Consider the following 13,190-nt stretch of genomic DNA (forward strand, 5'->3'; position numbering starts at 1 on the left):
GGACACGCCCATGAACACCCGAACTGTGCCTGCTTCTCCCCTGTCCGGCCTTATCCGCATCTACGCCGATCTGGAGCAGCGCCTGTCATCGGCCGACTGGCTGCCCGGCGCGGCACTCCTGGCCGCGCGGCTGTGGCTGGCCAAATTTTTCTTCTTCTCCGGCCTGACCAAGCTCGCCAGCTGGACGACGACGATCGCGCTCTTCAGCGACGAATATAAGGTTCCCGTCCTGCCGCCGGAAATCGCCGCCCTGATGGCCACGGCCGCGGAACTGTCCCTGCCGGTCCTGCTGGTCCTGGGCCTGCTGACCCGCTTCGCCGCGGCGGGACTGTTCGTCATGACGACGGTCATCGCGGTCTTCGTCTATCCCGACGCGCCGGAAAACGTCTATATCCTGCTGCTGTCGGCGGTGCTGGTCGCTACGGGCTCGGGCCGCTTCGGCGCCGACTACTGGATCGCGCGCAAGGCTTAACCCTCGAAGAGGTCCGGCGTGGCCGGCGGTTGCGCCGGCGGCGCCAGGCCCAGATGCAAATAAGCGCGCGCGCACGCCGTCCGCCCGCGCTGGGTACGCTGGATAAAGCCCTGCTGAAGCAGGTAGGGCTCGATCATGTCCTCGACGGCGTCGCGTGCTTCGGCGATCGCCGCCGCGATAGTTTCAAGCCCCACCGGCCCGCCCCCATAGTTTTCGATCAGGGCGCGCAGGTAGCGCCGGTCGGAGTGATCGAGGCCCGATGTATCGACCTCGAGCCGCGCCAAGGCCTTCGACGCCGCCTTCTTGTCGATGGTCTCCGCGCCGTCGGCCGCCGCGAAGTCACGCACGCGGCGCAACAAACGGCCGGCGATGCGCGGCGTCCCCCGCGACCGCGAGGCGATCTCCAGGGCGCCGTCCTCGGACAGGCTGGCGCCCATCTTGCGCGCCGTGCCCAAGACCACCCTGACCAGCTCTTCCGGCGTATAGAATTCCAGTCGCAGCGGGATGCCGAAACGGTCTCGCAACGGCGTCGACAACAGTCCCGCCCGCGTCGTCGCGCCCACCAGCGTAAACGGCGCCAAGTCGATGCGCACGGTGCGCGCCGCCGGGCCTTCGCCGATGATCAGATCCAGCACATAGTCTTCCATGGCCGGATAGAGGATTTCCTCGACCGCCGGGTTGAGCCGGTGGATTTCGTCAATAAACAGGACGTCGTTGGGCTCCAGGTTCGACAGGATGGCCGCAAGATCCCCGGCCTTGGCCAGCATCGGCCCCGACGTGGCGCGAAAACCGACCCCCAGTTCGCGCGCCACGATCTGCGCCAGGGTCGTCTTGCCGAGCCCTGGCGGTCCGTAGAACAGCACGTGGTCCAGCGCCTCACGACGGCCGGCGGCGGCGGCCACGAAGACCTTCAGATTGGCCTTCAGCGGCGCCTGGCCGACGAAATCGTCGAAGCTCTGCGGCCGCAGCGCCCGGTCCTGGACGCGTTCTTCCATGTCGTCGGCGTTCGCATCGCCGGAAACGAGACGCGCCATGACTTACCTGCCCATGGCCTTGAGCGACGCGCGGATGACCGCCGCCAGCTCGGCTTCTTCGCCCAGTTGCTTGAGGGCAGCATCGACCGCCTGGCGCGACTGGTTTTCGGGAATGCCGAGGCCGACGAGCGCCGCGACGCTCTCTCCACTGACCGACGGCTTTGCGGGCGTAGGCGCATGATAAGGAATGGGCTCAAACTCGGCCGTCTGCAGTATCTTGCCCTTCAGCTCGATGACGATGCGCTGGGCCAGCTTGGGGCCCACGCCATTGGCGCGGCCGACCGCCGTCTTGTCCTCGTGCGCCACGGCTTGCGCCAGTTGGCCCGGCGTCAGCACATCCAGCACCGAAAGCGCCGCTTTCGGCCCCACGCCCTGCACGCCTTGCAGCGCCTGGAACGCCTTGCGGTCGTCCTTTGACAGGAAGCCATAAAGCCGCGTGCCGTCCTCGCGCGTCTGGCTGTCGATGTGCAGGATCACTTCGCTACCGAGTTCGGGCACGGCCGACAGGGTACGCACGCCGCAGCGCACGAGATAGCCGACACCGCCGCACTCCAGCAGCACCTCTTCTTCGCTTAATTCGAGCAGGGTTCCCCGCAACCGACCAATCACGCAACACCTTTCCTTGCTTGTCCTATCGCTTCGCTACTTGAGGGCGAAGAGGCGCTTGTCGCGCGCCGCGCCCCCGACAGGGTTGCCTTTAGGCCGCGCATCTTCCGCTTATGCGCATGGGTAATGGCGCAAGCAAGGGCATCGGCGGCGTCGGCCTTCAGCCCGCCCTCGGCTTGGCCGGCCAGCGGCAGCAAGCGCTTGATCATGAACAATATCTGGTCCTTGTCGGCGCGGCCGGCGCCCACCACCGACTTCTTGATATCGAGCGCCGCATATTCGGCCACCGGCAGCCCGGCGCGCGCCGGCGCCAGCATGGCCGCCGCCCGCGCATGACCCAGCTTGAGCGTCGAGGATGGATTCATATTGACGAAGGTCTCCTCAATCGCCGCCTCATCCGGCCGCCACTGTTCGATGACCTCGGACAGGCCGTCGAACAGGTTGAGCAGACGCACGGCCAGGTCCTGGTCCTGGTCGGGTTCAATAACGCCGTGCGCCACCCACGACAGACGCGCCCCGTCAACATCGATCAGGCCCCAGCCCAACCGCCGCAATCCGGGGTCCAGTCCCAGAATCCGCACTCTGTTCATCATATGTTCGACTTCTAACGGCATCCGCTCCACGACGCAAGGCTTTGGCGAGAAAGTTGCAGAACGGACGCAAATGTATGCTTATTTCGCAATTCTGGGACAGGATGTCCAAGTTGCGATTGCCAGAAAGCCAAAGTCGGGGTTAAGGTTTAATGAACAGAGCGTATCGGGGGCTTGAATGAGCAGCATTTCGACTACGGATTCGCAAGACGTCGCCGAAGGTCCGAAGATTACGGGCTTCGTCATCCTGACCATCGTGGCGCTGGCCGCGAGCGGCGGTGCGCTTTTCATCGGCAATGCGCCGCTGACCAGCCCCTTTGTCGCCGACTGGTTCGACTGGCTGCGCACCGAGCCGACCTGGCCGATCGTCTTCGGCGTTAGCGTCATCGTCCTGATTGTCGGCCTGGCCGGCATGATCGCGCGCCTGATCAGCGGCGTGGCCGCCTCGGCCTCGCGTCCGCGCACTAGCAAGGCCTCCCTGGCCGCTCCCTCGCCCTTCGATACCGCCGTCAGCGTTCCCGCCGAGCCCGTCAATACCCGCGCCAGCCTGAAGTTCGACGCTGAAAGCATGGCCGCCAACGGCATCGTTATCCCGGCGACCGCCGTCGAAGCCGTGCCGAGCGCGGGCGCCCAGATCGCGGAACCGCCTTCGATGGAAATCAGCACGGTCGAGATTCGCTCGCTGGAACCCGCCATCTTTTCCGACAATGCCTCGGACAGCTTTCTGACGCGCCAGCCCGAAGCGGCGGCGGAAAAGCCGGCCCCCGATGCATCAAGCTTCGATGCAAACGCCGCCCTGTCGGAAACCCATGGCCTGCATATCACGTCGGCCCAGGTCATTCCGATTCGCCCCGACGTAAAGATCGAAGACGTGAAGGTCGAGACCGTCGCGGAGGCCGTTGACGCGCCGCACGACCCCGTCGAAGCCGCGCTGCTGGCCGAGCCGGCCGCCGTCGAACCGCGCGCCGTGCCGCCAAGCGACATCAACGCCGTCGTCTCGTCCGCCAAGGCCTTCCTCAATGCGCCCGCGGGCGAGCCCATTGCCGCTCCCGCACCGCCGGTTGTCGAAGCTGTCGCGGAAGCCTCCGCTTCGGAACAGGCCGCGCCACCGGCCGAGCTGAGCGGTTTTCACGCCATCGCCGCCGCCATGGAGCCGGCGGATGATCAGGCCGTGATTCGCCAGGCCGTGCAGATGGCCCTGTCGGTATGGCCGGACAGCACGCGCGCCATTGCCGCCGATGAACTGGGCGTGCGCGCCGCCTACCTCTATTACGACAAGGCGCCGCAAAGTGCCCAGGCCTTCCAGCAGATCGCTTCCGGCGACCTCTCCGCAGCGGCCAGCACGCTTCAGACCCACGCCGCCGACCTGGCAGCGTCGGGCGCCAACCCGCAGGCCGCCGAAGTCTGGCGCGTCATCGGCGCGCTCAACATGGGCCGCGATGATCCCAAGGCGCTGATGGCCTACGAGAACGTGTCCGAACTGGATCCGACCGACGCCAATATCCACGTATACCTGGCCCGCCGCTACCAGATGTCGAACGATACGGGCAAGCTCCTTCCCGTTCTGCAACGCGCCCTGACCGTGATCGGCGATCCGTCGACGCGCCTCGAACTGCTGACGCCCTATGCCGACCTGAAGATGAAGGCCGGAGAGGTCGAAGCGGCTGGCGACGCCTTCGAAGAACTGGGCCGACTGCACGAAACCCGCGCCTATCTGAAGCCCGACGACGTCCAGGCGCGCTCCGCTCAGGGCATCGCCTTGGCGCGCGGCGCCCAGGCCCGCGAAATGCAAGGCGCTTTCGACCGGGCCGGTCCGCTCTATAAAAAGGCGCACACGGTATTCAGCGACCTGTCGGCCCAGCTTCCGGACCATGCCGGTCTTCGCGCCATGGCGGATAATGCCCAGCGTGACGCCCAACGCTTCCAGATGGCCTAAGAACGCATCCTGGACTTCCGTCCGGCGGTAATGCGGCATATGGCTGTTGGCAGCCAGTGATTCTTGCCGGACCAAAGCGATGCCAACTATTCCCCCGTCGATCGCCACGATCGGCCTGCTCATAATGTCCAACCTGTTCATGACGTTCGCCTGGTACGGCCACCTCAAGTTCAAGATGGAGAAGCTGTGGATCGTGGTGCTGGCCAGCTGGGGCATCGCCTTCTTCGAATACTGTTTCCAGGTTCCGGCCAACCGCATCGGCTATGGCACCTTCAGTGCCGCCCAGCTCAAGACCATCCAGGAAGTCATTACCCTGATCGTCTTCGTGCTGTTTTCCTGGCTCTATCTTGGTGAACCGCTGAAGTGGCAGACGGCGGTCGGCTTCACCTTCATCGCCTGCGGCGCCGCCTTTATCTTCTACAAACCCTGATCGAACACAGGCCGTCGCGTGGTGAACTTGGTCGTCGACCACGCCACGAAACTGTCGAAGCGGCGGATGACGGGATCGGCCATCAGGACGCGTTCGCCCCACTGTTCGTAGTCCGCCGGATCGCGGGCCGCGACGACCAGCATGAAGTCGAACTGCCCGGCGACGGAGTAGCACTGCAGGACGCGCGCATCCGCCAGCATGCGGGCGCGGAAGGCATCGTAGCCCTCGACCGTCTCCTGGTGAAAAGTAACGCTGACGATAACGGTGATGCCGGTCTGCCCCTGGCTGCTGACCAAAGCCACTTCGCCAACGATGATCCCGGACGCCTTCATGGCCGCCAGACGGCGCCGCACGGCTGAAGCGGACAGCGAGACGCGCCGCCCCAGCTCACCGTGCGACAGGCTGCAATCCTGCTGCACCAGATCGAGCAGTTTGCGGTCGAATGCGTCCATGAAGCCTCCCTGCGAAATACGCCGGCAATTAACGAGTATACGGCGAATATCGCCGTTTTGGCAGCGAAATTCGCCGCGCGCCGCCATGCGAAATTGGCTAGACTCCCATCGTTACGGGAGACATCCATGATCAGCTACCTGCTCGCCTTTGGTCTTGCCGCCGCGCCCTTGGCCGAGGTCAGGACAGCGGAAGGGTACGACACGCGGCTTACCGGACAGTGGCTGGCGAAGGGTTACGGCTACGTCCTCGATATCGCGCCGGATCGGCTGACGCTCTATCATGTCGCGGATGGCCTGTGCCTGAAAGACCCACGCGGCGGCGACGACCCCGATGGCCTGTTCGTGCAATGGCAAGCGCGCCCGGGCGGCCATGTCGCCCTCACACCCGGCCCGGAAGAAACCCTCTATGATTTCGAACCTATCCCCGGCCTGCCCGCCGCCTGCCGGTCGCCAGAAGCCTGGACGCCCGAACGGCGCTTCGCCTTCGTGACGGCGACCCTGCGCACGCATTATCCGTCATTCGAACGCGTCGGCGTCGACTGGCCGAAACTGATGAAGGACATTCGCGCCCGCCATCCGCGGCTCAATAGCGATGCGCAACTTTGGCACGCCCTGACGGAAGTCTATACGGCGCTCGACGAACCACACAGCGAAGTCAGCAATGGCGTGGACACTGTGGAGGGCGGCCAGGCGGCGACGATCATCCGGCTCGGTGACAAGGTTGCGGTCAAGACCTGGCTCGGCGCCTATCGCGACGGCATTCTCAACGACGTTCTGGCAGGCAAAGGGCATCACGTCGGTAACCAGAAAATTTTCTGGGGCCGGCGCGGCGATATTGGCTATCTGAGTGTCATGACCATGGGCGGTTACACGGTGGACGGCAGCAGCGACCTGGCGACGCTCGATGCCATACTGGACGAAGCCCTGACGGCGTTTTCCGGTACGAAAGCCGTGATCGTCGATGTCAGCAACAATCGCGGCGGTCACGATTCCACGGCGCGTGCCATCGCCTCACGCTTCGCCGCCGAACCGCACCTGGCCTACACCAAGCGCCCGGCCGCCACACCCGACGCCACGCCGCAGGCCTTCTACGTCCGCCCCTCTCAGCGTGTACGCTACGCCGGCCCGGTCTATGTCCTGACCAGCGACATCACGGTCAGCGCCGGAGAAACCTTCGTCCTGGCCATGAAGGCCCTGCCCAACGTCACGACGATCGGAACCGCCACGCGCGGCGCCTTTTCGGACCAGATCCCCAAGCCGCTCGACAATGGCTGGATCTTCACCCTGTCGGCGGAAGTCTACCGCGACGTCCAGGGACGCTGGCCGGAAGGCCAAGGCATTACGCCGGATCAACGCCTGGACATCTATGGCGATCCCGATCCTCTTAAGAGCCACGCCCAGGCCGTTCTGCGCCTGATAGACCAACTCAGTCAATAACAAAGCCTTATCCAATTGAGCTTTGATAGCTACCTGTCAAAGCTTACTATCATTTAATGTTATATACCTTGCATCAACAGGTAGCTTGCCGTAGTCTCTGACCATGGCGCTGCAGATCGCAGTGCTGCCCGCCTCGTCCCGGATGTTCTAGGCACTCATTCGGGACAGGGCGGCCCAACCGGAACCAAGGATCATGGCTGAATCCATCGATATCCAACTGAAAAAAGGGGTCCTGGGCTTTTGTGTCCTGGCCGTGCTGGCGCGCGGCGAGAACTATGCCTACGAGATCGCCGCCAGGCTTTCCGATGCCATCGGCATGGGGGAAGGCACCATCTATCCGCTGATGCGGCGCATGCAGTCCGACGGACTGGTCGAAACCTATCTGGTCGAATCGTCGTCCGGCCCTTCGCGCAAATATTACCGCCTCACGCCTCAGGGCCATGAGGCGCTGAGAGCGCAGACCGAGGAATGGCGCGGCTTTTCGCGCGCCGTCGACGCCCTTTTGACCCCCTCTGCGCCGCTTATGGCGTCCCAGCCCGCTCCGGAGGCTTGAGAGAAATGACTCGCACTGAATTCATGGATCGTCTGAAGCGCGGCCTGAACGGCCTTTCGCCTTCGACCATCGCCGACATCACCGCCGACTATGAGGCGCACTTCAATGACGCCGCCGCCGCCGGCCGCTCCGAGGCCGAAGTGGCCTCAGCCCTTGGCGACCCCGATCGCCTGGCCCGCGAACTGCGCGCCGAAGCCGGCATGAAGAACTGGGAGACGGCCAAGACACCCTCATCGGCGGCCGGCGCCATCGCCGGCATCATTGGCCTGGGCGCGCTTGACGTCTTTATCCTCCTGCCCCTGCTCGGCAGCGTCGCCGGCGCCCTGGTCGGCTTCTTCGCCGCGTCTATCGGCGTCTTTATCGGCGGCGGCGTGGTCTTCGCGGTCGGTCCCTTCCTGCCCCTGCCGGGCGGCTGGATCGTGGCGCTTCTGATGGGCATCGGCATGATGGCCGGCGCCACCGCGGTCGGTGCGTTCACCGCCGCCCTGACCATCTGGCTGGTCAATGGCGTCGTCTGGTACGCCCGCCTGCACTACAAGGTCCTGAAACCCGCGCTTGACGCGCACGCCTGATTGGGAGGCAGATATGATCAAGAAATTGTTTGTCATCGCTGGCGTTACCGCGGGTGTATCGATTGTCTGCCTTGCTGGGGCTTTCGCCCTGGCGGGCCAGGAAATCACCACCAAGGGCTATTCGATCAGCGTTGTTGAAGACGGCGACCATATTCGCTTCCGCAAGGGCGACGCCGCCAAGCCGACGCCCCAGGTGACGCGTACCATCGCCTGGACGGGCAGCGACTTCCTGTCGTCAGACCTGGACGCCGATGTCGAATACGTCCAGGGCGCCGACGCGTCGATCCGCATTACGGGCCCTCAGGTGCTGGTCGACGCGATCCGCTTCGATAATGGCAAGCTGTGGATGCTTGATGCGCCCAGCATTCCGGATTCGGTCAACTTCACGATCGGAAAGGACGGCATCGACGCGCAATCCAACAAGGAGGGCCTGCGCATTGTCGTGACGGCGCCTTCGGTGACGCGCTTTCAGGTGCTCGGATCCGGCGTCCTTGACATCCATAACTACGACCAGCCGAAGATCGATGTCGAAGTTCACAGCAGTGGCTCCTTCCACGGCTCGGGCGTGACCCAGGTCGCCAACATCAATATTTCCGGTAGCGGCGAGGCCGATCTGGAGGACCTGCGCGCCAAGGACGCCACGGTGCGCCTGAGCGGCTCGGGCGGGACCGACATCCACGCCTCCGGAAAGGTCAAGGTCGACCTGTCGGGTTCGGGCAATGTCGAGCTCAAGACCAAGCCGGAAAGTCTCGAGTCGACCATTTCCGGATCGGGCTCGCTCCACCAGGACTGAGTTTACCGGCAATACGAAAAGCGCCGGGCCGCGAGGTCCGGCGCTTTTTCATGCGTCTTGCATGAAGACACCAAATGGCTGATCTTCCGGACATGACACCGCCCCGCCTCCCTGATTGGCCGACGCTCCGGCGCAAAGCCTTATGGTTCGCCATGGTGATCGCCATCTGGCTGGTCGTATCCTTCATCATCTCGCTGCAGATGTACGTGTCGTCGCGCGTCACAGGCACGCCGCAGCCGTGGCTTCAGGCATTCACAACCACCCTGCCCTGGTATTTCGCCTGGGCGCTACTGACGCCGCTTGCCGTCTGGCTGGCCGTGCGCTTCGATTTCAACAGCCGCACCATCGGCCGTTTCATCGCCGTCCACCTGCCAGCCGGTATCGCGGTGGCCATCGGCCACGCGCTGATCTACGTCGCCATGGCCAGCCTTATCAACCGCGACAATCCGCACTTTCCGGCCGCCGCCGACCTGATCGCCATCAAGCTGTCCGGCAGCATCCACATCAACCTGATGATCTATGGCCTGGTCATCGGTCTCACCATCGCCGGGCGCGCCTATGCCCGCCTGCGCGACCGCGAAGTTGCTTCCGTACGGCTGGAGGCGCAACTGGCCGAAGCCGAAACCGCCGCCCTGCGGGCGCAGTTGCAGCCGCACTTCCTGTTCAATACGCTGAACGCCATCTCGGCCCTGGTCCCGGAAGATCCGGCGCGCGCCAACCGCCTGATCGCGCGCCTCGGCGACCTGCTGCGCCTGTCGATTGACGGCCGGGGACAAATCTGCACTTTGGCCGAAGAGCTCGATTTTACCGAGGCTTACCTGGCCATCGAGCAAGAGCGGCTGGGCGACCGCCTGACCGTTGTCCGCCGGATCGACCCGGAAGCCCTCAACACGCAGGTCCCCGCTCTGCTCCTTCAGCCCTTAGCGGAAAACGCCGTCCGCCACGGCCTGGCCTCGCGCGTGCGTGGCGGTACCCTGACCCTGAGCGCCGAGCGAACGACCGATGGTGTCCGGCTGATCGTTTCAGATGACGGGCGTGGGGCAGTGGAAGTCCGGGACGGCATCGGCCTCGGCAATACGCGACGGCGGCTTCACCAGCTTTACGGCGATCGCCAGTCCTTGCGCATAACCACCGCGCCCGACGCCGGCTTCCAGGTGATCATCGAGGTGCCGCGATGATCCGCGCTCTCGTCGTCGATGACGAGCCGCTGGCCCGGCGGCGAGTAATTTCGCTGCTGAAGGACGACATCGTCGTTGCCGGCGAAGCCGGGCACGGCGCCGAAGCCGTCGACATGATCGCGACGCTCAAACCTGACCTGGTCTTTCTTGATATCCAGATGCCGGAAATGTCGGGCTTCGACGTCATCGCCGCCGTCGGTGTTGACGCCATGCCGGCGACCGTCTTTGTCACCGCTTTCGACGCCTATGCCGTCCAGGCTTTCGAAGTCCAGGCGCTGGATTATCTGCTCAAACCCTTTGACGATGAGCGCTTTGCCAGGGTGGTCGCGCGCGCGCGCCAACGTTTTTCGCAGTCCGGCGGCATCCGGAACATCATGGCGGAACAGCCGCCCAAGCTGATCGCCCGGTCGCGCGGCGTGATGCGCGTCATACACCTCGAAGACATCGACTGGATCGGCGCCGCCGGCGACTACGCGGAAGTCCACTGCAAAGGCCGGTCCTATCTGATCGACGACTCGCTGAGTGCACTTACGACTCGCCTGCCGGCCAGCCAGTTTACCCGCATCCATCGCGCCGCCATTGTCCGGCTCGATCGCGTGGTTGAAATCCGCACCGGCGCCCATGGTGACGGGGCCTTAAGTCTGACCTGCGGCACGGAACTAAAGGTCAGCCGCCGCTTCCGTGACGGCTTGGCCGGCCTCTTGGCCTAGCCGTTCGGCGACAGGGCCGTCCCGCTCGGCGAACGATGATTGCCGCCATTCACCTGTCATTTCAAATCGCTTCCGAACTCGCATCGGAGGCGCCATGTCCAGATCTCACATATTTGCCCGGCGGACATTGCTGCTGGCGATACCCGCGAGCCTTCTGTCCGCCCACGTGGTCCGGGCCGGGAACAAAGGCCTGGCGGAAGCGCGGTCCCGCCTGTCGGATGCGATCCGCAACAATGATGTCACCGGACGCACGGCGCTGTATCTTCGTGACGCCCGGAGCCTGCCGGAATATCAGCCCGCGCTTTACGGCGTCGACACAATCAGGGCCTACCATCAGGCGCTGCTCGCCCGCAAACGCGTGATCGATTACCGCGCCGCCCCCGCCGAAGTCATCGACCTCGGTGGCGCGGCGATCGAAACCGGCATATTCGACATCGCCTGGCAGGACGGCCCGCGCGAGGCCGGCAAATACCTCATCCTCTGGTCGCTGACGTCCGGAACGCCAAGGATCATGGCCGATGCCTGGGGGTATCTGCGGCCTCTCCCCGACCCGCAGGCCTTCCATGTCGATCTGCCTCCCGGCCAACCGCCCGCCATGTCGGCGGACCCTGAGATCAAACGGCAACTGGACGACCTCAACCGGCGCAACGCCGAAGCCGTGCGCCGGAAAGACGCTGAAACGCAGATCGGCTTCTATACCGAAGACGCCATCTTCATGCCATTCGCCGATAGGCCGAAATCAGGCATCGCGGCCATCGCCGCCCACCTGCGGCGCTATGTGCAAAATGGCAGCGGCGCCACCTTCGATACGGTCGAAGTCTGGAACGACGGCTTCGAGGCTTTTCCTGCCCATGTCGTTGAATACTCACGCTTTCGCGTCCGCTGGCGCGCGCGCGAAGCTTCCGGTGTCGTCACCGGCGCGGGCATCCGCCTGTGGAAGCGCATGCCCGACGGCGAGCTGAAGTTACATCGCCAGATCGGCACCCACTACCACACCGCCTGACCGGAGAAACGAGATGAAATGGCTATCCATACCCGCTGCCCTTCTGTGCCTTGCTTTCGCGGCAAACGCCGAAGCCGAGAGTCGGCTCGATCACACCCGGATCCGCGCGACAAGCCTCGCCGGCAACAAGATCGGTATTTCACCGATGCGCGGCGTCAGCGTCTATCTGCCGCCGGATTACGACACGCCGGGCAAACGCTTTCCAGTCATCTATTTTCTCAACAACATGAAGGAAACCGAGACCGAGCCCTTTACCACATATGACGCCAAGGCACTGCTGGACGCAGCTATTGCCGACGGCACGATTGGCAGCGTCATTGTCGTCACGGCGGATTTTTCCACGCCGCTCGGCTCGTCCTGGTACGTCAACTCGCCTGTCACCGGTAACTGGCAGGACTTTATGGTCAAGGAACTGGTGCCCCATATCGACAACCATTACCGCACCCTGGCCTCAAGGGATTCGCGTGGCATGGCCGGCGACCGCATGGGCGGGTACGGCGCCATCCGCTTCGGCATGACGCATCCCGACGTCTTCGGCGCGGTTTACGCCCTGCATCCCGTAGGTACTGGAAACGGTGTCCAACCCATGCACGGACGCCCGGATTGGGACCGTCTGCAAGCCGCGAAATCACTCACTGATCTTGACGGCGATCTGTTTGGCAGCATTTTCACGAGCATCTATCAAGCGCATGTGCCCAACGCGGCGCACCCTCCGCTTTACGTCGACCTGCCAGCGCGACGCGAAAATGGCGTCGTGGACGTCGATGCCGCACAAACCGGCCGCCTCATCAAAAACTTTTTGCTGGTCAACCACTTGCCGGAGCGTGCCGGCAATCTGAAACGCCTGCGTGCCTTCAAGTTCGACTGGGGTCGAAACGACAGCAACTATGATCACGTCATCGCCAACCAGGCCTTTGCCCGGATGCTGGACGAATATGGCGTGACCTATGAGGCCGAAGAATACCGCGCCTGGTGGGGAGAACGGACCTGGGGCAAGGATGGCCGCGTCATGACCGACCTGCTGCCGTTCTTCGCGAAAAACCTGGCTTTCGCTGGTCATAAGTAAAATTTGACTTATTGATAATGATTATCAATTCTACATTTGCACATGAAGGCGGTATTCTGGAAACAGAACAGGAGCCCGCCCCATGCGTCTCGTCGCCAAAACGCTTTCCTACGCTACGATGCACGTCGTTATCGCGTCAACGCTCGCCTATCTCTTGACCGGCAATTGGGCGATCGCATTGGGCATCGGTCTTTTGGAGCCATTGGTGCAGACCCTGGCCTTCCCACTGCACGAGTGGCTGTGGGAACGCAAAAAGATCAAGTTTGACCTGACGCATGGGCACAACCATGGCGCCGCACCCGACGCCAGCTAAAGAAAAAGCGCCGGTCGTGAGACCGGCGCTTTCATCGTCCTGAGG

General features: G+C 63.7%; 16 protein-coding genes. 12 read left to right on the forward strand and 4 right to left on the reverse strand.

Annotated features, from left to right (window positions below; all coding sequences use genetic code 11):
* The first annotated feature begins 10 nt into the window (after positions 1–10).
* Entirely contained in the window at positions 11–472 is a 462-nt protein-coding gene (locus J2X24_RS01170) for a DoxX family protein (protein ID WP_209715378.1), read from the forward strand.
* Here J2X24_RS01170 and ruvB read toward each other — a convergent pair.
* From ruvB to ruvC, 3 genes are read right to left on the reverse strand one after another with little or no spacing between them, the layout of a single operon-like run.
* The gene (gene ruvB / locus J2X24_RS01175; RefSeq protein WP_404977809.1) at positions 469–1,467 is read right to left on the reverse strand and encodes a Holliday junction branch migration DNA helicase RuvB; all 999 of its coding nucleotides are present in this window, start codon (positions 1,465–1,467) and stop codon (positions 469–471) included. The two genes, J2X24_RS01170 and ruvB, sit on opposite strands and share 4 nt — an antisense overlap.
* Positions 1,468–1,509: 42 nt before the next feature.
* Positions 1,510–2,115 carry a Holliday junction branch migration protein RuvA gene (gene ruvA / locus J2X24_RS01180; RefSeq protein ID WP_209715383.1) on the reverse strand — a complete coding sequence of 202 codons (606 nt, stop codon included), beginning with the start codon at positions 2,113–2,115 and terminating at the stop codon, positions 1,510–1,512.
* Positions 2,112–2,705: a crossover junction endodeoxyribonuclease RuvC gene (ruvC, locus tag J2X24_RS01185; RefSeq protein WP_209715386.1), complete on the reverse strand. Its 594-nt coding sequence runs from the start codon at positions 2,703–2,705 to the stop codon at positions 2,112–2,114. The genes ruvA and ruvC overlap by 4 nt, the downstream gene beginning before the upstream one ends.
* A gap of 175 nt (positions 2,706–2,880) precedes the next feature.
* Between ruvC and J2X24_RS01190 the strand changes: the two genes are divergently transcribed.
* Positions 2,881–4,638: a hypothetical protein gene (locus tag J2X24_RS01190; RefSeq protein WP_209715389.1), complete on the forward strand. Its 1,758-nt coding sequence runs from the start codon at positions 2,881–2,883 to the stop codon at positions 4,636–4,638.
* Between the two features lie 79 nt (positions 4,639–4,717).
* Positions 4,718–5,068, forward strand: coding sequence for a DMT family protein (locus tag J2X24_RS01195; protein WP_209715390.1), 351 nt, complete (start codon positions 4,718–4,720; stop codon positions 5,066–5,068).
* On the opposite strand, the gene J2X24_RS01200 is transcribed toward J2X24_RS01195, so the two are convergent.
* Complete coding sequence (locus J2X24_RS01200) at positions 5,056–5,520, reverse strand: Lrp/AsnC family transcriptional regulator (RefSeq protein ID WP_209715394.1); 465 nt, start codon at positions 5,518–5,520, stop codon at positions 5,056–5,058. The two genes, J2X24_RS01195 and J2X24_RS01200, sit on opposite strands and share 13 nt — an antisense overlap.
* 126 nt (positions 5,521–5,646) lie before the next feature.
* On the opposite strand from J2X24_RS01200, the gene J2X24_RS01205 reads away from it, so the two are divergent.
* The 9 genes from J2X24_RS01205 to J2X24_RS01245 all read left to right on the forward strand — a co-directional run bounded on the left by J2X24_RS01205 (position 5,647) and on the right by J2X24_RS01245 (position 13,145).
* Complete coding sequence (locus J2X24_RS01205) at positions 5,647–6,957, forward strand: S41 family peptidase (RefSeq protein WP_209715397.1); 1,311 nt, start codon at positions 5,647–5,649, stop codon at positions 6,955–6,957.
* A 193-nt stretch (positions 6,958–7,150) separates the two neighbouring features.
* A complete protein-coding gene (locus J2X24_RS01210) occupies positions 7,151–7,510 on the forward strand; it encodes a PadR family transcriptional regulator (protein ID WP_209715400.1) in 360 nt (119 codons plus the stop codon).
* A 5-nt stretch (positions 7,511–7,515) separates the two neighbouring features.
* Positions 7,516–8,082, forward strand: coding sequence for a DUF1700 domain-containing protein (locus tag J2X24_RS01215; RefSeq protein WP_209715403.1), 567 nt, complete (start codon positions 7,516–7,518; stop codon positions 8,080–8,082).
* A 13-nt stretch (positions 8,083–8,095) separates the two neighbouring features.
* Positions 8,096–8,875 (forward strand): GIN domain-containing protein, encoded by a 780-nt coding sequence (locus J2X24_RS01220; RefSeq protein ID WP_209715406.1) that lies wholly within the window; start codon positions 8,096–8,098, stop codon positions 8,873–8,875.
* A gap of 74 nt (positions 8,876–8,949) precedes the next feature.
* The gene (locus J2X24_RS01225) at positions 8,950–10,053 is read left to right on the forward strand and encodes a sensor histidine kinase (RefSeq protein WP_209715410.1); all 1,104 of its coding nucleotides are present in this window, start codon (positions 8,950–8,952) and stop codon (positions 10,051–10,053) included.
* Positions 10,050–10,763: a LytR/AlgR family response regulator transcription factor gene (locus J2X24_RS01230; RefSeq protein ID WP_209715413.1), complete on the forward strand. Its 714-nt coding sequence runs from the start codon at positions 10,050–10,052 to the stop codon at positions 10,761–10,763. Before J2X24_RS01225 ends, J2X24_RS01230 begins: the two co-directional genes overlap by 4 nt.
* 94 nt (positions 10,764–10,857) lie before the next feature.
* Positions 10,858–11,766: a DUF4440 domain-containing protein gene (locus tag J2X24_RS01235; protein WP_209715416.1), complete on the forward strand. Its 909-nt coding sequence runs from the start codon at positions 10,858–10,860 to the stop codon at positions 11,764–11,766.
* Positions 11,767–11,779: 13 nt separating this feature from the next.
* The gene (locus tag J2X24_RS01240; RefSeq protein ID WP_209715418.1) at positions 11,780–12,832 is read left to right on the forward strand and encodes an alpha/beta hydrolase-fold protein; all 1,053 of its coding nucleotides are present in this window, start codon (positions 11,780–11,782) and stop codon (positions 12,830–12,832) included.
* 82 nt (positions 12,833–12,914) lie between these two features.
* Complete coding sequence (locus tag J2X24_RS01245) at positions 12,915–13,145, forward strand: DUF2061 domain-containing protein (protein ID WP_209715421.1); 231 nt, start codon at positions 12,915–12,917, stop codon at positions 13,143–13,145.
* Positions 13,146–13,190: the final 45 nt, after the last annotated feature.

This window comes from Asticcacaulis solisilvae, from assembly GCF_017875235.1.
In the GTDB taxonomy this organism is placed as follows: domain Bacteria; phylum Pseudomonadota; class Alphaproteobacteria; order Caulobacterales; family Caulobacteraceae; genus Asticcacaulis; species Asticcacaulis solisilvae_A.

Coding starts and splice junctions, on each gene's coding strand:
- J2X24_RS01170 (WP_209715378.1), top strand. CDS start 11: ATGAACACCCGAACTGTGCCTGCTTCTCCCCTGTCCGGCCTTATCCGC.
- ruvB (WP_404977809.1), bottom strand. CDS start 1,467: ATGGAAGAACGCGTCCAGGACCGGGCGCTGCGGCCGCAGAGCTTCGAC.
- ruvC (WP_209715386.1), bottom strand. CDS start 2,705: ATGATGAACAGAGTGCGGATTCTGGGACTGGACCCCGGATTGCGGCGG.
- J2X24_RS01190 (WP_209715389.1), top strand. CDS start 2,881: ATGAGCAGCATTTCGACTACGGATTCGCAAGACGTCGCCGAAGGTCCG.
- J2X24_RS01195 (WP_209715390.1), top strand. CDS start 4,718: ATGCCAACTATTCCCCCGTCGATCGCCACGATCGGCCTGCTCATAATG.
- J2X24_RS01200 (WP_209715394.1), bottom strand. CDS start 5,520: ATGGACGCATTCGACCGCAAACTGCTCGATCTGGTGCAGCAGGATTGC.
- J2X24_RS01205 (WP_209715397.1), top strand. CDS start 5,647: ATGATCAGCTACCTGCTCGCCTTTGGTCTTGCCGCCGCGCCCTTGGCC.
- J2X24_RS01210 (WP_209715400.1), top strand. CDS start 7,151: ATGGCTGAATCCATCGATATCCAACTGAAAAAAGGGGTCCTGGGCTTT.
- J2X24_RS01215 (WP_209715403.1), top strand. CDS start 7,516: ATGACTCGCACTGAATTCATGGATCGTCTGAAGCGCGGCCTGAACGGC.
- J2X24_RS01220 (WP_209715406.1), top strand. CDS start 8,096: ATGATCAAGAAATTGTTTGTCATCGCTGGCGTTACCGCGGGTGTATCG.
- J2X24_RS01225 (WP_209715410.1), top strand. CDS start 8,950: ATGGCTGATCTTCCGGACATGACACCGCCCCGCCTCCCTGATTGGCCG.
- J2X24_RS01230 (WP_209715413.1), top strand. CDS start 10,050: ATGATCCGCGCTCTCGTCGTCGATGACGAGCCGCTGGCCCGGCGGCGA.
- J2X24_RS01235 (WP_209715416.1), top strand. CDS start 10,858: ATGTCCAGATCTCACATATTTGCCCGGCGGACATTGCTGCTGGCGATA.
- J2X24_RS01240 (WP_209715418.1), top strand. CDS start 11,780: ATGAAATGGCTATCCATACCCGCTGCCCTTCTGTGCCTTGCTTTCGCG.
- J2X24_RS01245 (WP_209715421.1), top strand. CDS start 12,915: ATGCGTCTCGTCGCCAAAACGCTTTCCTACGCTACGATGCACGTCGTT.